Raw genomic sequence first — 18798 nt, 5'->3', positions numbered from 1 at the left:
TGATTTGCGCTGGATCTATAACGAAAGGGATAAGAATGAAGTTGCTTATGGGGTAATGGGTATAACTATCGAGAAAATAGCACAACTAATTAACATTTAATTATCAAATAAAAGACATCGACGGCAAGAGGAAATAAACGGCCTTTGCTGAATCGTTTAAATTATTTAATGAATTGAATAAAAGTTGTCAATAATTTCCCAAAATGTAAAGCGCACAAAACAACAAATGAAAAAAGGAAAATATAAAATCGTTAATAAGCCGTTATAATTACGTTTAGTGATTAAAACGGCTTATTCCCACCGCCGACAGACGCGGGCCCAGGCGCGCTGGGCCCCGCAGAACGCGGTAACCTAAGCCAGCTCCGTTTTGCGCAGCGCCAGATAGTCCAGCAGGCTGCCGAGCAAAATGCCGCCAATGGCGGTCAGCGCCGCAATCTCCAGCAGGCCGGTTAAGAAGGAGAAAGCGGTGTAATCGAGGGCGTTCAGCACCAGCAGCAGCAGCCAGACCGCCAGCATGGTGCAGCCGATAGCCAACACGATCAGGGCCAGGGAATAGGCCTGCCGATAATGCGTGCGCGGCATAAACGTCTCCGTGCGCTGGGTATGTTCCAGGGTACGCCGGCAGATAAGCAGCAGTACGATGCCGGGAACGGCCGCCACGACCGAGAAGAGATAAAACGTCGGCCAGCCGTGGGCTTCAACAAACCAGCCGGCAATCGGCCCGACGTACACGCGACCCACGGCGGAGAGCGCCGACAGCAGCGCAAACTGGGTGGCGGAGAACGATTTATTGCACAGCGTCATTAATAGCGCGACAAACGCCGCGGTCCCCATCCCGCCGCACAGGTTTTCAAAAAATACCGCCGTGGCCATCGAGTAGATATGCTTATCGGTAATCGACAGCAGCCAGTAGCCGGCGTTGGAGACCCCCTGCAGCAGGCCGAAAATCAGCAGGGCGCGAAACAGGGTCAGGCGCTGCATCAATACGCCGCCGTACAGGGCGCCGACGATCGTGGCAAACAGCCCCAGCGTTTTATTCACCATCCCCACCTCGCCGGCGTCAAAACCGACGCCGCGGATCAGAAAAGTGGTGGTCAGGCTCATCGCAAAAGCGTCGCCGAGCTTATAAAGGACGATTAACAGCAGGATCAGCCAGGCGTTGTTGCGGCCGAAGAAATCGCGAAGCGGTTCCGCGACGGCCTGCTCAAGGCTTTTCGGTACCGGGATCGCGTCGCTGGGTTCCGGCGCCAGCAGGGTGGCGATGATGCACGGAACCAGCAGCGCGGCCATCAGCCAGTACATGCCCTGCCAGCCCAGCCAGCGGTCGGCCAGCCATAGCGCCAGGCCACCGGAAACCAGCATCCCCAGACGGTAGCCCAGCACGCTAACCGCGGCGCCGGCTCCGCGCTCCTCGGCGGCCAGAATGTCGGTTTTCCACGCGTCGAAGACGATATCCTGCGATGCGGAACAGAAGGCAATAACCACCGCCAGCGCCGCCATCCAGCGCAGCTGCGTCGAGGGTTCAAGGAAGCCCATGGCCGCGATGGCGATAAGCAGCAGAAACTGCGTCAGCAGCAGCCAGCCGCGGCGCCTGCCGAGAAACGGCGGCGTGTAGCGGTCCATGACCGGTGACCACAGGAATTTGAAGACGTAGGCCTGGCCAACAAGCGAAAAGAAACCGATGGTTTTCAGATCGATATTCTCGACGGTCATCCACGCCTGCAGCGTGCCGGAGGTGAGGGCGAGAGGCAAACCGGAAGCAAAGCCGAGGATCAGCAAAATAGCTGATTTAGGCTGCTGAAAAATACGTAAGTAGTGACTGGACATGGGCCTGTAGCACGAACCCGACCGCTGGCCGGGTTCGTGATTTTATTAACGCGCGTTTTGCTTGATGAAGTCGTGGATGCTGGTGTCCTGCGCCATGTCGGCGATAGTGTCGGTCAGAACGCTGTTCACCGCATTGGCAATATTCTTATTGGTAGCCTGGAATGCGCCTTCCACGGAGTAGCTGGCGCGGTAGTTTTTGGTCATCTTCGTGCCGTTCGCCGCGGTGGCGATGATGGCGATATCCGCCTTGGTGGCGATGTTGTAACGCACGTTGCCCTGGGAAACGTCGGCGTACAGTTTATTCACGATGATTTGCAGATCGACGGCGCCGTTCGGCCCAATCATATAGCCGCGGGCGGTCATCTGTTTCTCCAGCACTTCCTGCAGCAGGAAGCGGAGATCGCGGGAGGCGGTCAGGGTGACCTGCTGATTATCGCGGGTCACTTTGGCCAGGGCCTGGTCCGGACGCTGATCGGCGCCGTTAATGCTGACGGTAACGCCCATCAGGCTCGGATCCTGCTGAGGCAGGGACATTTTCGGCGAGACATCAATAGTGGTCGGCGGTGTGGCGCATCCTGCCAGCATAAACATTGCGACCAGTGGGAAAAGAATTTTCTTAAACATGTTCAGGGGTCTCAAGGCATGGTGTTGTTATGAGGAAAATTGCCGTCATCATAACATCGCCAACGGCGAGGGGAAGTGGCAACGTATGTAAATTCATCTCGCTGTGCGTTTTCTGGCCGTCTTCCCATTTTTATGGCGATCCGCACGGACATTACGCCAGGCAGAGCCAGTAAACTTGATACTTTTGAATGAAAATATCAGAGAAATGCTAATTTTTTGTTGTTTTCCGGTAATGGAAACGGTAAAAGCGGCTAACATTTAAAAGGAATGGCGGCATCTCAGCGTTGTCGGAGGAGAAAATTCATGATGATACGTGAACAGATCGAAGCAAAACTTAGGGCAGCGTTCGACCCCGTGTATCTCGAAGTCGTGGATGAAAGTTATCGCCACAATGTTCCCGCGGGCTCCGAAAGTCATTTTAAAGTGGTGTTGGTGAGCGATCGTTTCACCGGCGAGCGTTTTCTCAGCCGTCACCGTATGATTTACGGTACGTTGACCGAGGAGCTGTCTGGCCCCGTGCACGCGCTGGCGCTGCATACCTATACGATTAAAGAGTGGGAAGGACTCCAGGACACCGTCTTTGCCTCCCCTGCCTGTCGCGGGGCTGGAAGCATCGCGTAGAAATCCTATTTGCAACCGCCGGAGCTTTTCCAGTATGTTGCGTGAAGATTTATCAGAAAACGGCCTACGGGCCGTTTTATTTTGCCTGGAAAATGTGCGCTATGGACACTTTTACAGGTAAATTTGCACGAGAAATGTGAAAAATGCCGCAGCAGTGGGCGACAACCGTTCTCGACTCACAAAAGTGATGCCGCTATAATGCCGCGTCTTATATGAATGTCTTCGGGATGATTCTGACGACAGGGAATGTGTTTCTGAAGTGAAGAGGGCATCCCGGTTCTGCGAAGCAACCTACACGCGCTTCCAGAGTTGACCGAGCACTGTGATTTTTTTGAGGTAACAAGATGCAAGTTTCAGTTGAAACCACTCAGGGCCTTGGGCGCCGTGTAACGATTACTATCGCTGCTGACAGCATCGAGAATGCTGTCAAAAGCGAGCTGGTCAACGTAGCGAAAAAAGTTCGCATTGACGGCTTCCGCAAGGGTAAAGTGCCGATGAATGTTGTCGCTCAGCGTTATGGCGCATCCGTTCGCCAGGACGTGCTGGGTGACCTGATGAGCCGTCACTTCGTTGACGCGATCATCAAAGAGAAAATCAATCCGGCTGGCGCACCGAACTATGTTCCGGGCGAATACAAGCTGGGTGAAGACTTCACCTACGCGGTAGAATTCGAAGTTTATCCGGAAGTTGAGCTGCAGGGTCTGGACGCGATCGAAGTTGAAAAACCGGTTGTTGAAGTGACCGACGCTGACGTCGATACCATGCTGGACACCCTGCGCAAGCAGCAGGCGAACTGGAAAGACAAAGACGGCGCTGTTGATGCAGAAGACCGCGTAACCATCGACTTCAGCGGTTCCGTTGACGGCGAAGAGTTCGAAGGCGGCAAAGCGTCTGACTTCGTACTGGCGATGGGCCAGGGTCGTATGATTCCGGGCTTTGAAGACGGTATCAAAGGCCACAAAGCTGGCGAAGAGTTCACTATCGAAGTGACCTTCCCGGAAGAGTACCACGCAGAAACTCTGAAAGGTAAAGCGGCTAAGTTCGTTATTAACCTGAAGAAAGTTGAAGAGCGCGAACTGCCGGAACTGACCGCAGAATTCATCAAACGTTTCGGCGTTGAAGATGGTTCCGTAGAAGGTCTGCGCGCTGAAGTGCGTAAAAACATGGATCGCGAGCTGAAAGGCGCCGTGCGTAACCGCGTGAAGACTCAGGCTATCGAAGGTCTGGTGAAGGCTAACGAAATCGACGTTCCTGCGGCACTGATCGACAGCGAAATCGACGTTCTGCGTCGTCAGGCTGCTCAGCGCTTTGGTGGTAACGAAAACCAGGCTCTGGAACTGCCGCGTGAGCTGTTCGAAGAGCAGGCTAAACGCCGCGTTGTTGTTGGCCTGCTGCTGGGCGAAGTGATTCGTACCAACGAGCTGAAAGCTGACGAAGACCGCGTGAAAGGCCTGATCGAAGAGATGGCTTCTGCTTACGAAGATCCGACTGAAGTTGTTGAGTTCTACAGCAAAAACAACGAACTGATGGACAACATGCGTAACGTAGCTCTGGAAGAGCAGGCTGTTGAAGCGGTACTGGCGAAAGCTAAAGTTTCCGAGAAAGCGACCTCCTTCAGCGAGCTGATGAACCAGCAGGCGTAATTTCGCCCGGCGGTTTAAGGTTCGAGCAAAACCCGTTGCCGAGAGGCTGCGGGTTTTTTTTTAGAACAATGATGGCGTTAGGACGAGTGCGAAAAGCCGATTTCAGTGATAGCGTTACGACAAAAGATTGTTATGCTTGAATTATGGCGACAACGCCCCCATTACCGGGGAACGTAACTGCACGCGTGAAATCATGCATAATGACGAAGCGTGTCTGGCCGCCATCATTGAGGACGCAGGAATTCAGCTTAAGCAGCGGTAATTCGAATGATGACGGGCAGAAGACTCTGGCTGATAATCCGTCCATAAGGTTACAATCAGTGCAGCAGGTTTATTCAAAATTAATCCAGGAGACGGAAATGTCATACAGTGGCGAACGAGATAACTTTGCACCCCATATGGCCCTGGTGCCGATGGTCATTGAACAGACCTCGCGCGGTGAACGTTCTTTTGATATCTATTCCCGTCTGCTCAAGGAGCGCGTCATTTTTCTGACCGGCCAGGTGGAAGACCACATGGCGAACCTGATCGTGGCGCAGATGCTTTTTCTGGAAGCAGAAAACCCGGAAAAAGACATTTACCTGTACATTAACTCTCCGGGCGGGGTGATTACCGCCGGGATGTCGATTTATGACACCATGCAGTTCATCAAGCCTGACGTGAGCACCATTTGTATGGGCCAGGCGGCGTCGATGGGCGCGTTCCTGCTGACCGCAGGGGCAAAAGGCAAGCGTTTCTGCCTGCCGAATTCCCGCGTGATGATCCACCAGCCGCTGGGCGGCTATCAGGGTCAGGCAACGGATATCGAAATTCACGCCCGTGAAATTCTGAAAGTGAAGGGGCGCATGAATGAACTGATGGCACACCATACGGGTCAATCCCTTGAGCAGATTGAGCGCGACACCGAGCGTGACCGCTTCCTGTCTGCATCAGAAGCGGTGGAATACGGCCTGGTCGATTCCATTTTGACCCATCGTAATTGATGCCCCTGGCGCAAGGGTGCCGCTATACTTGTCTGAAGTAGGGCGGCACAACGCTTAACAGCGGCTTGCGCCTGAGAATGGCATTTGCGTCGTCGTGTGCGGCACAAAGAACTTAATAAGAGGTTTGGACTCATGACAGATAAACGCAAAGATGGATCGGGCAAATTGTTGTATTGCTCTTTTTGCGGCAAAAGCCAGCATGAAGTGCGTAAGCTGATCGCCGGGCCATCCGTGTATATCTGCGACGAATGCGTTGATTTATGTAACGACATCATTCGCGAAGAGATTAAAGAAGTGGCGCCGCATCGCGAGCGCAGCGCGCTGCCGACTCCGCACGAGATTCGCCACCATCTTGACGATTACGTTATCGGCCAGGAACCGGCGAAAAAAGTGCTGGCAGTTGCGGTATACAACCACTACAAGCGCCTGCGCAATGGCGATACCAGCAACGGCGTGGAGCTGGGTAAAAGCAACATTCTGCTGATTGGGCCGACGGGCTCCGGTAAGACTCTGCTGGCGGAAACGCTGGCTCGCCTGCTGGATGTACCGTTCACCATGGCTGATGCCACCACCCTGACCGAAGCCGGTTATGTGGGTGAGGACGTCGAAAACATCATTCAGAAACTGCTGCAGAAATGCGACTACGACGTGCAGAAAGCGCAGCGCGGCATCGTTTATATCGATGAAATCGACAAAATTTCCCGTAAATCGGATAACCCGTCGATTACCCGCGATGTTTCCGGTGAAGGCGTGCAGCAGGCGCTGCTGAAGCTTATCGAAGGCACCATTGCCGCCGTTCCGCCTCAGGGCGGGCGCAAGCATCCGCAGCAGGAGTTCTTGCAGGTTGATACCTCCAAGATTCTGTTTATCTGCGGCGGTGCGTTTGCCGGCCTGGATAAAGTGATTTCTCATCGCGTAGAGACCGGTTCCGGAATTGGTTTCGGCGCGACGGTAAAAGCGAAATCCGACAAGGCCAGCGAAGGCGAGCTGCTGTCCCAGGTTGAGCCGGAAGATCTGATCAAGTTTGGTCTGATCCCCGAGTTTATCGGCCGTCTGCCGGTGGTGGCGACCCTCAACGAGCTGAGCGAAGACGCGCTGATTCAGATCCTGAAAGAGCCGAAAAACGCCCTGACCAAGCAGTATCAGGCGCTGTTCAATCTTGAAGGCGCTGAGCTGGAGTTCCGTGATGAAGCGCTGGACGCTATCGCCAAGAAAGCGATGGCGCGTAAAACCGGCGCCCGCGGCCTGCGTTCTATCGTAGAAGCGGCGCTGCTCGATACCATGTACGACCTTCCGTCGATGGAAGACGTCGAAAAAGTGGTGATCGACGCCTCGGTTATCGACGGACAAAGCAAGCCGCTGCTGATTTACGGGAAACCGGAAGCGCAGCAGGCGTCTGGTGAATAATTAGCCAACTCGCTCAAGCAGTTAACCAAAAAGGGGGGATTTTATCTCCCCTTTTATTTTTCCTGCATTCCTGCCGTTGAATGTGTGGATTACATCCCCATATACTGGATTACATATTAACGGCGACGCGATCGAGAGTCGTGCCGCTGGCTACCTGGCGGACTTTAAACTAAGAGAGAGCTCTATGAATCCTGAGCGTTCTGAACGCATTGAAATCCCCGTATTGCCGTTGCGCGATGTGGTGGTTTATCCGCACATGGTCATACCCCTGTTTGTAGGGCGGGAAAAATCTATCCGTTGTCTTGAAGCGGCTATGGACCATGATAAAAAAATCATGCTGGTTGCGCAGAAAGAAGCTTCAACGGATGAGCCGGGTGTAAATGATCTTTTCACCGTCGGGACCGTGGCGTCAATTTTACAGATGCTGAAGCTGCCTGATGGCACGGTAAAAGTGCTGGTTGAAGGCCTGCAGCGGGCGCGTATTTCCGCGTTATCCGATGACGGCGAGCATTTTTCAGCGAAAGCGGAGTACCTTGAATCGCCTGCTATTGAAGAGCGCGAGCAGGAAGTCCTGGTTCGCACGGCTATCGGTCAGTTTGAAGGCTACATCAAGCTGAACAAAAAAATCCCCCCGGAAGTGCTGACGTCGCTGAATAGCATCGACGATCCCGCGCGTCTGGCGGACACCATCGCGGCGCACATGCCGCTGAAGCTGGCGGACAAACAGTCCGTGCTGGAGATGTCCGACGTTAACGAACGTCTGGAGTATCTGATGGCGATGATGGAATCAGAAATCGATCTGCTGCAGGTTGAGAAACGCATTCGCAACCGCGTTAAAAAGCAGATGGAAAAGTCCCAGCGTGAGTACTATCTGAATGAGCAGATGAAGGCCATCCAGAAAGAGCTCGGCGAGATGGACGATGCCCCGGACGAAAACGAAGCGTTGAAGCGTAAAATCGACGCCGCGAAAATGCCGAAAGAGGCGAAAGAAAAAACCGAAGCGGAACTGCAAAAGCTGAAGATGATGTCGCCGATGTCGGCGGAAGCCACCGTCGTGCGCGGCTACATCGACTGGATGGTGCAGGTGCCGTGGAACGCCCGCAGCAAGGTCAAAAAAGATCTGCGCCAGGCGCAGGAGATCCTCGATACCGACCACTACGGTCTGGAACGCGTGAAGGATCGTATTCTTGAGTACCTCGCAGTGCAGAGCCGCGTGAATAAGCTCAAAGGGCCGATCCTGTGCCTGGTTGGGCCGCCGGGGGTAGGTAAAACCTCTCTGGGTCAATCCATCGCCAAAGCCACCGGACGTAAATACGTGCGTATGGCGCTGGGCGGCGTGCGTGATGAAGCGGAAATCCGCGGTCACCGCCGGACCTACATCGGCTCAATGCCGGGTAAACTGATCCAGAAAATGGCGAAAGTGGGGGTTAAAAACCCGCTGTTCCTGCTTGATGAGATCGACAAAATGTCCTCCGACATGCGCGGCGATCCGGCGTCAGCTCTGCTGGAAGTGCTGGATCCTGAACAGAACGTGGCCTTTAACGACCACTATCTGGAAGTGGACTACGATCTGAGCGACGTGATGTTCGTGGCGACCTCTAACTCCATGAATATCCCGGCGCCGCTGCTGGACCGTATGGAAGTTATTCGTCTCTCCGGCTATACCGAAGATGAAAAGCTGAACATCGCTAAACAGCACCTGCTGTCGAAGCAAATCGAGCGTAACGCGCTGAAAAAAGGCGAGTTGACCGTTGAAGACAGCGCGATCGTCGGCATTATTCGCTATTACACCCGCGAAGCGGGCGTGCGTGGCCTGGAGCGTGAAATCTCCAAACTGTGCCGTAAGGCGGTTAAACAGCTGCTGCTGGATAAATCGCTCAAGCACATCACCATCAACGGCGATAACCTGCACGACTTCCTCGGCGTTCAGCGCTTTGACTACGGTCGTGCGGATAGCGAAAACCGCGTAGGTCAGGTGACCGGCCTGGCGTGGACGGAAGTGGGCGGCGATCTGCTGACCATCGAAACCGCCTGCGTTCCGGGTAAAGGCAAGCTCACCTACACCGGTTCGCTCGGCGAAGTGATGCAGGAGTCCATTCAGGCAGCGCTGACCGTGGTGCGTTCTCGTGCGGATAAGCTGGGTATTAACTCAGATTTCTACGAAAAACGTGATATCCACGTCCACGTTCCGGAAGGGGCGACGCCGAAAGATGGCCCAAGCGCCGGTATTGCAATGTGTACCGCGCTGGTCTCCTGTCTGACGGGCAATCCGGTACGCGCCGATGTCGCCATGACCGGGGAAATTACCCTGCGTGGCCAGGTGCTGCCAATCGGTGGTCTGAAGGAAAAACTGCTGGCGGCGCACCGCGGCGGCATTAAGACTGTTCTGATTCCTGACGAAAACAAACGTGACCTTGAAGAAATTCCAGATAACGTTATCGCCGATTTGGATATCCATCCGGTGAAACGAATCGAAGAAGTTCTGGCACTTGCGCTGCAGAATGAGCCGTTCGGCATGCAGGTCGTCACGGCGAAATAGTGATTTCGCGCAAATTGCGCTAAGAAAAGTAGGGCTGGTAAGTAAATTCGTGCTTGCCAGCCTTTTTTTGTGTAGCTAACTTAGATCGCTGGCAGGGGGTCATCTACAACTCTGTTGTAAGGGCATGACAGTCCTGATATAACTGCTGCGCGGTCGCACCACGAAGGATTCTGGTGCGATATAAATTATAAAGAGAGGAAGAGAACAGTGAATAAATCTCAACTGATTGACAAAATTGCTGCGGGTGCGGACATTTCTAAAGCTGCAGCCGGACGTGCGTTAGATGCTTTAATTGCTTCTGTTACTGAATCTCTGCAGGCTGGGGATGACGTTGCGCTGGTAGGTTTTGGTACTTTTGCTGTTAAAGAGCGTGCTGCCCGTACCGGTCGCAACCCGCAAACAGGTAAAGAAATTACTATTGCCGCTGCTAAAGTTCCGGGTTTCCGTGCTGGTAAAGCGCTGAAAGACGCGGTCAACTGATCGGCTTCCCGTCAGGGAATTTGACGAAGTACAAGGGCGCATCGAGAGATGTGCCTTTTTTATTTGTCCAGAAAGCGACTTTATGTGTGTTTGCGGACACTTGTGGGCTGACAATCACCCCATTTTGTTGTCAAAATAGGTCCTCACGCGCGGCGGCCATCACGTGCTATGCTGCGCGAGCTAAAGTCATCTACAGCGGAGCGTTGTTACACCATGATGGACAACCTACGCACGGCCGCCAACAGCGTCGTGCTCAAGATTATTTTCGGTATCATCATTGTCTCGTTCATTTTGACCGGGGTGAGTGGTTACCTGATTGGCGGCAGCAGCAATTATGCCGCGAAAGTTAATGACCAGGAAATTGGTCGCTCACAGTTTGAAAATGCCGTTGCCAGCGAACGTAATCGCATGCAGCAGCAGCTCGGCGACCAGTTCTCTGAACTGGCGGCCAACGAAAACTACATGAAAACCATGCGCCAGCAGGTGCTGAACCGCCTGATCGACGAATCGCTGCTTGACCAGTACGCGCGTGAACTCGGCCTTAGCGTCAGCGATGCCCAGGTGAAGCAGGCCATCTTCCAGACCCAGGCCTTCCAGTCTAACGGTAAATTTGATAACGAACGTTTTGGCAGCATCGTTAATCAGATGGGCATGACCACCGACCAGTACGCTCAGGCATTGCGCAACCAGCTGACGACTCAGCAGCTGATTAACGCCGTTGCCGGTACCGACTTCATGCTGCCGGGCGAATCCGACCAGCTGGCGGCGCTGGTTTCTCAGCAGCGGGTGGTGCGTGAAGCAACGATTGACGTCAACGCGCTGGCGGTGAAGCAGACGGTGACCGACGCGGAAGTTGAGGCCTACTACCAGCAGAACCAGGCGCGCTTCATGGCGCCGGAGCAGTTCCGCGTGAGCTACATCAAAATGGATGCAGCGAGCATGCAGGAGAACGCTTCTGACGCGGAAATTCAGTCCTGGTACGACCAGCATCAGGATCAGTTCACTCAGCCGCAGCGTAACCGCTACAGCGTGATTCAGACGAAGACCGAAGCTGATGCGCAGGCCGTACTGGACGAACTGAAAAAAGGCGCCGATTTCGCGACGCTGGCGAAAGAAAAATCTACCGACATTATCTCTGCCCGCAACGGCGGCGATATGGGCTGGCTGGAAGATGCGGCAACGGTTCCCGAGCTGAAAGAGGCCGGGCTGAAAGAAAAAGGCCAGCTCTCCGGCGTGATCAAATCTTCCGTCGGTTTCCTGGTCGTACGCCTGGTTGACGTTCAGCCTGCGCAGGTGAAACCGCTCGCCGACGTTCGCGCGGATATCGCAGCGAAGGTGAAGCAGGAAAAAGCCCTCGATGCGTACTACGCGCTGCAGCAGAAGGTGAGCGATGCCGCCAGCAACGATAACGAATCTCTGGCCGGTGCAGCACAGGTCGCAGACGTTAAGGTTGTTGAAACCGGCTGGTTCGGACACGACAACCTGCCGGAGGAGCTGAACTTTAAGCCGGTCTCCGACGCTATCTTTAACGGTGGTCTGGTGGGTGAAAACGGCGCACCGGGCAGCAACTCCGATATCATCACCGTTGATGGCGATCGCGCCTTTGTTGTGCGCATTAGCGAGCATAAAGCGCAGGCCGTTAAGCCGCTGGCGGAAGTCAAAGCGCAGGTGACGGATATCGTTAAGCACACCAAAGCTGAGCAGCAGGCTAAGCTCGATGCGGACAAACTGCTGGCTGCCCTGAAAGACGGCAAAGGCGATGACGCGATGAAGGCCGCGGGCTTAAGCTTTGGTGCGGCGCAGACGCTGGCGCGTACCGGTCAGGATCCGCTGAGCCAGGCCGCGTTCGCTCTGCCGCTGCCGCAGGAAGGTAAAGCAAGCTACGGCGTGGGCAGCGATGCGAACGGTAACGTGGTACTGCTGGCTCTGGATGCCGTTAAAGCAGGCGACATGCCGGCTGAGCAGAAACAGGCCATGGTGCAGGGTATTACGCAAAACAACGCTCAGATTGCTTTCGAAGCGCTGATGAGCAGCCTGCGTAAATCAGCGAAAATTAAGCTCGGCGATATCATCGACCAGCAGCAGTAATTTCGCGCATACTCGCAAAAGCAAGTAACGTAATGTCATCCCCAAAGGCCGCTTTCGCGGCCTTTTCCATTTCTGGCATTCGCCTTTTGTCCTCTTTTTCTCCGCTCGCTATCGTGGCTCTGCTGTCTACAAAAAAGGAGAACACAGCATGAAACCAAGAGTGAAAGCGATCGTAGCTGCCGCCGCATTACTTTGCGCTGCGGGAAGCCCTGTGGCACTGGGAGCGCCTGCCGAGGGCAAGGTGCAGGTGGCGACAGGCAAGTCGTCGGTGTCGACAGGTAGGGAGAGCGTGCGGGCTAAAGCGCCCGACTCAGCCAAAGTGGGGGAGTCGGGGACGACAAAGGTCAGCATCAATAGCGCCAGCGCGCAGGACCTGATGGAGGCGCTGAACGGCGTAGGCCTGAAGAAAGCGCAGGGGATTGTGAGCTATCGCGAAGAGTTTGGGCCGTTTAAGACCATCGACGATCTCAAGCAGGTTCCCGGAATGGGTCATGCGCTGGTAGAGCGAAACCTGGCGCACCTCACCCTGTAATTTTGCGCCGGGGGCTTGCAGCAGCGTAAATCTTTGCCAGACTAAAGAGGTCACACTAGTGGTGTGACCTCTTACCTCATCAACGATAATAAGACAAAGGCACTTGCGCTATGCAGACACAAATTAAAGTTCGCGGCTATCACCTGGACGTTTATCAGCACGTTAATAATGCCCGCTATCTTGAGTTCCTCGAGGAGGCGCGCTGGGATGGCCTGGAAAACAGCGCGGCGTTCCACTGGATGACCGCCCGCAATATCGCCTTCGTGGTGGTGAACATCAATATTAACTATCGCCGTCCGGCGGTCCTTGGAGACGTGTTAACCGTCACCAGCCACCTGCAGCAGCTGAACGGCAAAAGCGGCACCTTAAGCCAGACGGTAACCCTGAATCTCGAAGGGGAAGTGGTCGCCGATGCGATGATTACCTTTGTCTGTATCGATTTGAAAACTCAGAAGGCGCTGCCGCTGGACGGTGAGCTGCGCGAGAAGCTCGAGCAGATGGAGCTGTAGCGGAAAGGGCAGGCGGCCATATTTTCCGCCACGCCCCACCCATACCAGGGCACTTTCCCCGCTACGCGAAGCGCGGACGGGGCAAGCGCCCGGCGATGCTTAGCGCAATCCCGTTTTCTGCTTCATCAGGGCCATGATGCCGACCTTATCGGCCAGGTACTGATGCAGGCCGTTGGCGCGCAGGTTACAGGAGGCACACTGCCCGCAGCCGTCACCCTTAATTCCGTTATAGCAGGTCAGGGTTTCGGTACGGATCAGCTCCAGCTGGCCCCAGTAGTCGGCCAGCGCCCAGGTCTCAGCCTTGTTGAGCCACATCAGCGGCGTTTCAAAGCGGATATCTTTTGCCATGCCCAGATTAACGGCGTGGTTGAGCGCTTTCACGAACTCGTCCCGACAGTCTGGATAGCCGGAGAAGTCGGTCTCGCAAACGCCGGTGATAATCGCTTCGGCTTTAACCTGATAAGCGTAGATCGCCGTCAGGGTTAAAAAGAGGATATTACGCCCGGGAACGAAGGTATTCGGAATCCCGCTGGCGTCCGGTTCGTAGTCCGGAACCGGAATGCTGTCGCGGGTCAGGCTGCTCACCGCAAGTTCGTTAAGCAGGGTGACGTCGAGCACCTTATGGGCCACGGCGCCCAGCTTTAGCGCCAGCTCGCGAGCGACGTCGATCTCTGCGCGGTGGCGCTGCCCATAGTCAAAAGTGACGCAGTGCACTTCATCATACTGTTTCAGAGCCTGCACCAGACAGGTCGTTGAATCTTGTCCTCCGCTGAAGACAACTACGGCGCGTTTCATGGTCATTCCTGGCTATTAAAATGAAAGCAGTATGGTAGCGCTTGATGGGCGCGGCGACCAGCTTCATCACGGCGATGAGGCCGGCAGCCAGGCGCTGGCGAAATCAAACCAGCCGCGCGCGTTAAGGCGCAGGCCGTTAACTCCCGGCGGGGCGCTAATGCGATAATTATAATTGAACAGCGGCGTCATGATGGCGTCGTCCATCAACCTGTTGAATACGTTACGCAGGGCATCGTTGCGGCTGCGCTCATCCGGCTGCGTTTGGACCGCATCAAGCGTGGCCTGCAGATGAGCATACTGTGCCCCGGTCAGTAAATTTGGCCACATGGCGTCGCAGCGTAGCCACTGCTCAAGAGTATATTCCGGCGCCTCGCCGATCAGGCGATCGCCCATGATCAAATCTGCCTGCGCCAGTGCCTGGCAGCCGTCCCAGTTTTTGGCATCGTGAAAAATAAGCGTCAGGCAACAGCCGAGCTCGCTTAGCCGCTGCCGTAGCTGTTCGGCCATGGTATGCAGCTCAACCGGCAGATGGTAGAGCAGGGTTAGCCGCTCGGGCAGCGCTACCTGCCGATCTTCAGGCTCCTGCGGAATTGACCATCCGGGAAGCACTTCGTTGCTGGGAGTAATCAGATCTTCGTCGAGCGGCAGCGTTTCCAGCAGCGAAGAGCGGTGAATAAGCGCCACCAGCCGCTGGGCCTGAGCTTTGCTTAGACGAGGGCTTTGGCGCAGCGTCAGGTAGCAAAAGCCGAGGCTAATGCTATTGCTGACCTGACGAAGATGGGCCAGCTCGTCGGCATCGCCAATCGTTATCTGCACCGGATGACGGCAGCTGGTGCCTAAATCCTGCTCGAAAAGCTGCGGGGTTATCCAATATTCGACGGCCTGGATGAGCGGATGATTCAGATGATAACGGGGATGATTCTCCAGCCGCACCAGCTCGGGGCTCAACAGCTTGAGGCGAAACGGGCCGCTGCCGATCGTCGGATCGTCTGGATGCGCGAGGACGCTGCAATAGCTGGCAAGGCGAAACGGCAGCCAGTAGTCCGGACGATGCAGCGTAATAGTCAGACGCTGGGCGTGGGTAACATCAATCCGGCTGATGCTGGCGAAGAGCGTACGCAGCGCCGGTATAGTGAGCAGCATCAGCAGACGCTGGCGTAGCTGAGGCGTCTCTATCGGGTCGCCGTTGTGCCAGAACAGCGTCGAGCGGATGTAAAAATGCCAGCGTAATCCGTCCGACGAGACCTGCCAGTGGTGGGCCAGGTCCCCCATCGGGCAGGTACTTTGCGCATCAAAACGCAGCAGGCCGGAAAATATCTGCCCGGCGAGGTGCTGCTCCGCCCGGCCGGGTAAAAAGCCGGGCCGCAGCGGTTCGAGCGGGCGATAGTAGGGGATCCGCAGGGTCGGCGTATTGTTCTGCCACTGACCGCCGAGGAACGGCGACAGCAGCGCTTTAAGATCGACCGGCGCCAGCTGGGCCAGCTCCAGCGCATTTTTCTGCTGCCCGCTATTGAGCGCCAGCTCCATCATCTCATTACGCAGCATCTCAGGCGAAGTGTGAAAAAGAAGAGTGCCGCGCTTGCCGCGACCGGAACTGGCCTGCCAGCTCAGCCAGCCGGCCTCCTGCGCCTGGCGTAACAGCGTGCGGATATGACGTTCGCTGCAAAAACAGCGCTCAGCCAGCTCGCCCACGGTAACCTGCTGCGGAGCGCCGGAAGAAGGCAGCCAGAGGCGCTGGTACTGGTTCAGCCTGTTCAGTAATCTCATATACACTTCATCCTTCAACCTGCCTCTGCGTTGGCCGCGCTTGCTCACCCCAGTCACTTACTGGCGTAAGCTCCTGGGGATTCGCGCCCTTGCCGCCTTGATGCAGGTCGAATGATTTTGTGTATATCCACCTCACCTGACAAGGCTGTCTCTGTGTTGCTTGAGTTTCTTGAGTTGCTTGAGTTGGCCGCGCTTGCTCACCCCAGGCACTTACTGGTGTAAGCTCCCGGGGATTCGCGCACTTGCCGCCTTGATGCAGGTCGAATGATTTTGTGTATACCTACTTTACCTGACAAGACAATCACTGGCGCTTGTAGTGGCTGCATTGCGTCCGTTTGAGGCCAGCTCATGCGCCGCTTATAAACCCGGAACAACAAAAAATATCTATTCACTATTACTTCCGTATATCTCAGGCAATACTGGAACACAAGCAAAACCCACCTCACCTCCGGGAGCAAAACATGGCAAGACTCGCTGCATTTGATATGGACGGTACGCTGTTAATGCCGGACCATCGTCTGGGAGAGCGCACGCTTTCGGCCCTGAAACGTCTGCGCGAGCGCGATATAACCCTGACCTTTGCCACCGGGCGCCATGCTCTGGAAATGCGCCACGTGATCGGCGAGTTCGCGCTCGACGCGTTCCTGATCACCGGCAACGGCACGCGCATCCACTCCCTGGAGGGGGAGGTTCTGCATCAATGCGATCTCGATCCGGGCGTCGCTGAACTCGTCCTGCACGGCGCCTGGGATACGGCGGCCAGCATGCACGTATTTAACGACGGCGGTTGGTTTACCGGGCAGGCGATCCCCGAGCTGCTGCAGGCGCATATCTTTAGCGGCTTCCGCTACCACATCCGTGATTTAAAACGCATGTCGGCGCACGAGGTCACTAAAGTGTGCTTCTGCGGCGATTATCAGGATCTCCAGCGGCTGAAAGTCCAGCTTACTGAAGCCCTGGGCGATCGCGCGCATATATGCTTCTCGGCCATTGAGTGCCTGGAAGTGCTGCCGAACGGCTGTAATAAGGGCGCGGCGCTGGCGGTGCTTAGCCAGCATCTTGGCCTGACGCTGCAGGATTGTATGGCGTTTGGTGACGCGATGAACGACCGCGAGATGCTGGGCAGCGTCGGGCGCGGGGTGATTATGGGCAATGCAATGGCGCAGCTCAAGGCTGAACTGCCGCATTTACCGGTTATCGGAGACTGCCGCAACCAGGCCGTTTCCCACTTTTTAACGCATTGGCTGGATACACCCGATCTTCCTTATTCCCCCGAATAATCAGACCATTCCAGCAAGCCAGGCCGGGCATCGCGATGATGCATTAAGCCTGGCTTTTTTTATTGCGCTGCCACTCTTGCCACTCTTGCCGCAATTTGCGCCTGCCACGGCGCGATGTCGCCGATATTGGCCGTTACCCACTGCGGATTGTAATAGCTTTCGAGGTAGCGCTCGCCGCTGTCGCAGAGCAGGGTCACAATCGAGCCGGTCCGCCCTTCGGCGCGCATGCGGACGGCAAGCTCCAGCACGCCCCACATATTGGTACCGGTTGAGGCTCCGACCTTACGGCCCAGCAGCGTCTCCAGCCACAGGGCGGTTGCGACGCTGGCGGCATCGGGCACGCGCAGCATTTCATCAACCACATCCGGAATAAATGACGGCTCGACGCGCGGGCGGCCGATACCTTCTATTTTGCTGCCGACCGGACTGCGCAGGCCGGCGTCGCGGCTCTGCCAGTAGTCGAGAAACACCGAGTTTTGCGGGTCAACCACCATCAGCTGAGTATCGTAGCCCTGGCTGCGGATATAGCGGCCGATGGTTGCCGAGGTCCCGCCGGTTCCCGCGCTCATCACGATATACGACGGCTGCGGATGCGGCTCATGGGTCATCTGACGGAAGATGCTGTCGGCAATATTATTGTTTCCTCGCCAGTCGGTCGCCCGCTCGGCAAAGGTAAACTGATCCATATAGTGGCCGTTCAGTTCGCGAGCCAGGGTTTCGGAGGCGGCGTAGATTTCGCAGGCGCTGTCCACGAAATGGCAGCGACCGCCGTAAAACTCGATCTGCTCGATTTTGCGCTTCGCCGTGCAGGAAGGCATCACGGCAATAAACGGCAGGCCCAGCAGGCGCGCGAAGTAGGCCTCGGACACCGCGGTGGAGCCCGAAGACGACTCGATAATCGTCGTCCCTTCTTTAATCCAGCCGTTGCACAGACCATAAAGGAAGAGCGAGCGCGCCAGGCGATGCTTCAGGCTGCCGGTGGGATGGGTACTTTCATCCTTCAGGTAGATCTGGATCCCTGGGAACCCGGGCAGCGCAAGGCGAATAAGGTGCGTGTCGGCGGAGCGCTGATAGTCGGCGTTGATTTCGCTAATGGCGTGTTTTACCCAGGCGCTGTTCATCTTCATTTCCTGTTTGTCATTTTGTGCCCAGCTTAAAGGAAGTCGAAGGAAAAATTGTTGCTATTTAGCCTTTGAATTACAATAAAAGGAGTAAAATTTTCTCTATTGGTGACCTATGTTAGATAAAATTGACCGCAAGCTGCTTTCTTTACTGCAGAGGGACTGCACCCTCTCTTTGCAGGCGTTGGCTGATGCCGTTAATCTGACCACCACGCCCTGCTGGAAACGGCTGAAGCGGCTGGAAGATGAGGGTATCCTGCGCGAGCGGGTCGCGCTGCTTGATGCCGAAAAGCTCGGTCTTAGCCTGACGGCCTTCGTGCTGATCAAGACCCAGCATCACAGCAGCGACTGGTACTGCCGCTTCGTAAGCGAGGTGACGCAAATGGCGGAAGTTCTCGGCTTCTGGCGCATGGCGGGGGAGTATGATTACCTGCTGCGGGTCCAGGTCGCGGATATGAAGCGCTACGACGATTTTTATAAACGGCTGGTGAACAGCGTTCCGGGACTCTCCGATGTGACTTCGAGTTTTGCCATGGAACAGATAAAATACACCACGGCCTTACCGATTGATTAACGGCGTTT

16 protein-coding genes are annotated in these 18798 nt (G+C 55.5%); 11 read left to right on the top strand and 5 right to left on the bottom strand.

Annotated features, from left to right (window positions below):
• Nucleotides 1-351 precede the first annotated feature (351 nt).
• Together ampG and MMW58_RS22685 are read right to left on the bottom strand one after the other, a co-directional pair.
• On the bottom strand, nt 352-1827 hold the full coding sequence (gene ampG / locus MMW58_RS22690; protein WP_241722155.1) for a muropeptide MFS transporter AmpG: 1476 nt from the start codon (nt 1825-1827) through the stop codon (nt 352-354).
• Between the two features lie 45 nt (nt 1828-1872).
• Nucleotides 1873-2451: a lipoprotein gene (locus MMW58_RS22685; protein ID WP_123706769.1), complete on the bottom strand. Its 579-nt coding sequence runs from the start codon at nt 2449-2451 to the stop codon at nt 1873-1875.
• A gap of 303 nt (nt 2452-2754) precedes the next feature.
• Here MMW58_RS22685 and bolA point away from each other — a divergent pair, with 303 nt between their 5' ends.
• The 9 genes from bolA to MMW58_RS22640 all read left to right on the top strand — a co-directional run bounded on the left by bolA (nt 2755) and on the right by MMW58_RS22640 (nt 13253).
• Entirely contained in the window at nt 2755-3072 is a 318-nt protein-coding gene (gene bolA / locus MMW58_RS22680) for a transcriptional regulator BolA (protein ID WP_041144317.1), read from the top strand.
• 344 nt (nt 3073-3416) lie between these two features.
• Complete coding sequence (tig, locus tag MMW58_RS22675) at nt 3417-4715, top strand: trigger factor (RefSeq protein WP_133596409.1); 1299 nt, start codon at nt 3417-3419, stop codon at nt 4713-4715.
• 359 nt (nt 4716-5074) lie between these two features.
• Complete coding sequence (gene clpP, locus MMW58_RS22670; protein WP_003021624.1) at nt 5075-5698, top strand: ATP-dependent Clp endopeptidase proteolytic subunit ClpP; 624 nt, start codon at nt 5075-5077, stop codon at nt 5696-5698.
• Between the two features lie 132 nt (nt 5699-5830).
• Nucleotides 5831-7105, top strand: a complete 1275-nt coding sequence (gene clpX / locus MMW58_RS22665; protein ID WP_041144319.1) for an ATP-dependent protease ATP-binding subunit ClpX — start codon at nt 5831-5833, stop codon at nt 7103-7105.
• Between the two features lie 184 nt (nt 7106-7289).
• Complete coding sequence (gene lon / locus MMW58_RS22660; RefSeq protein ID WP_045854219.1) at nt 7290-9644, top strand: endopeptidase La; 2355 nt, start codon at nt 7290-7292, stop codon at nt 9642-9644.
• A 207-nt stretch (nt 9645-9851) separates the two neighbouring features.
• Nucleotides 9852-10124, top strand: a complete 273-nt coding sequence (gene hupB, locus MMW58_RS22655; protein ID WP_002444653.1) for a nucleoid-associated protein HU-beta — start codon at nt 9852-9854, stop codon at nt 10122-10124.
• A 213-nt stretch (nt 10125-10337) separates the two neighbouring features.
• Nucleotides 10338-12212, top strand: a complete 1875-nt coding sequence (gene ppiD / locus MMW58_RS22650; RefSeq protein WP_241722154.1) for a peptidylprolyl isomerase — start codon at nt 10338-10340, stop codon at nt 12210-12212.
• 148 nt (nt 12213-12360) lie between these two features.
• Nucleotides 12361-12744, top strand: coding sequence for a ComEA family DNA-binding protein (locus MMW58_RS22645; RefSeq protein WP_241722153.1), 384 nt, complete (start codon nt 12361-12363; stop codon nt 12742-12744).
• A gap of 110 nt (nt 12745-12854) precedes the next feature.
• Nucleotides 12855-13253 carry a YbgC/FadM family acyl-CoA thioesterase gene (locus tag MMW58_RS22640; protein ID WP_241722152.1) on the top strand — a complete coding sequence of 133 codons (399 nt, stop codon included), beginning with the start codon at nt 12855-12857 and terminating at the stop codon, nt 13251-13253.
• A gap of 99 nt (nt 13254-13352) precedes the next feature.
• Here the strand turns inward: MMW58_RS22640 and queC are convergent, their stop codons facing one another.
• Both queC and MMW58_RS22630 read right to left on the bottom strand, forming a co-directional pair.
• Entirely contained in the window at nt 13353-14048 is a 696-nt protein-coding gene (gene queC / locus MMW58_RS22635) for a 7-cyano-7-deazaguanine synthase QueC (RefSeq protein ID WP_241722151.1), read from the bottom strand.
• A 66-nt stretch (nt 14049-14114) separates the two neighbouring features.
• Entirely contained in the window at nt 14115-15815 is a 1701-nt protein-coding gene (locus MMW58_RS22630; protein WP_241722150.1) for an SgrR family transcriptional regulator, read from the bottom strand.
• Between the two features lie 461 nt (nt 15816-16276).
• On the opposite strand from MMW58_RS22630, the gene cof reads away from it, so the two are divergent.
• The gene (gene cof, locus MMW58_RS22625; RefSeq protein ID WP_133596420.1) at nt 16277-17095 is read left to right on the top strand and encodes an HMP-PP phosphatase; all 819 of its coding nucleotides are present in this window, start codon (nt 16277-16279) and stop codon (nt 17093-17095) included.
• A gap of 59 nt (nt 17096-17154) precedes the next feature.
• Here the strand turns inward: cof and MMW58_RS22620 are convergent, their stop codons facing one another.
• Complete coding sequence (locus MMW58_RS22620) at nt 17155-18216, bottom strand: PLP-dependent cysteine synthase family protein (protein ID WP_241722149.1); 1062 nt, start codon at nt 18214-18216, stop codon at nt 17155-17157.
• 115 nt (nt 18217-18331) lie between these two features.
• Here MMW58_RS22620 and MMW58_RS22615 point away from each other — a divergent pair, with 115 nt between their 5' ends.
• On the top strand, nt 18332-18790 hold the full coding sequence (locus MMW58_RS22615; protein WP_133596424.1) for an Lrp/AsnC family transcriptional regulator: 459 nt from the start codon (nt 18332-18334) through the stop codon (nt 18788-18790).
• Nucleotides 18791-18798: the final 8 nt, after the last annotated feature.

The organism is Klebsiella sp. HC6 (assembly GCF_022605325.1).
Lineage (GTDB): Bacteria > Pseudomonadota > Gammaproteobacteria > Enterobacterales > Enterobacteriaceae > Klebsiella > Klebsiella terrigena.
This window is presented reverse-complemented; position numbering and strand designations above follow the sequence as displayed.

Excerpts from the sequence above, each read along its gene's own strand:
- MMW58_RS22615 (WP_133596424.1), top strand. The coding sequence starts at position 18,332 with ATGTTAGATAAAATTGACCGCAAGCTGCTTTCTTTACTGCAGAGGGAC.
- MMW58_RS22640 (WP_241722152.1), top strand. The coding sequence starts at position 12,855 with ATGCAGACACAAATTAAAGTTCGCGGCTATCACCTGGACGTTTATCAG.
- MMW58_RS22645 (WP_241722153.1), top strand. The coding sequence starts at position 12,361 with ATGAAACCAAGAGTGAAAGCGATCGTAGCTGCCGCCGCATTACTTTGC.
- ppiD (WP_241722154.1), top strand. The coding sequence starts at position 10,338 with ATGATGGACAACCTACGCACGGCCGCCAACAGCGTCGTGCTCAAGATT.
- MMW58_RS22620 (WP_241722149.1), bottom strand. The coding sequence starts at position 18,216 with ATGAACAGCGCCTGGGTAAAACACGCCATTAGCGAAATCAACGCCGAC.
- clpP (WP_003021624.1), top strand. The coding sequence starts at position 5,075 with ATGTCATACAGTGGCGAACGAGATAACTTTGCACCCCATATGGCCCTG.
- ampG (WP_241722155.1), bottom strand. The coding sequence starts at position 1,827 with ATGTCCAGTCACTACTTACGTATTTTTCAGCAGCCTAAATCAGCTATT.
- queC (WP_241722151.1), bottom strand. The coding sequence starts at position 14,048 with ATGAAACGCGCCGTAGTTGTCTTCAGCGGAGGACAAGATTCAACGACC.
- tig (WP_133596409.1), top strand. The coding sequence starts at position 3,417 with ATGCAAGTTTCAGTTGAAACCACTCAGGGCCTTGGGCGCCGTGTAACG.
- clpX (WP_041144319.1), top strand. The coding sequence starts at position 5,831 with ATGACAGATAAACGCAAAGATGGATCGGGCAAATTGTTGTATTGCTCT.
- MMW58_RS22630 (WP_241722150.1), bottom strand. The coding sequence starts at position 15,815 with ATGAGATTACTGAACAGGCTGAACCAGTACCAGCGCCTCTGGCTGCCT.
- MMW58_RS22685 (WP_123706769.1), bottom strand. The coding sequence starts at position 2,451 with ATGTTTAAGAAAATTCTTTTCCCACTGGTCGCAATGTTTATGCTGGCA.
- lon (WP_045854219.1), top strand. The coding sequence starts at position 7,290 with ATGAATCCTGAGCGTTCTGAACGCATTGAAATCCCCGTATTGCCGTTG.
- cof (WP_133596420.1), top strand. The coding sequence starts at position 16,277 with ATGGCAAGACTCGCTGCATTTGATATGGACGGTACGCTGTTAATGCCG.
- bolA (WP_041144317.1), top strand. The coding sequence starts at position 2,755 with ATGATGATACGTGAACAGATCGAAGCAAAACTTAGGGCAGCGTTCGAC.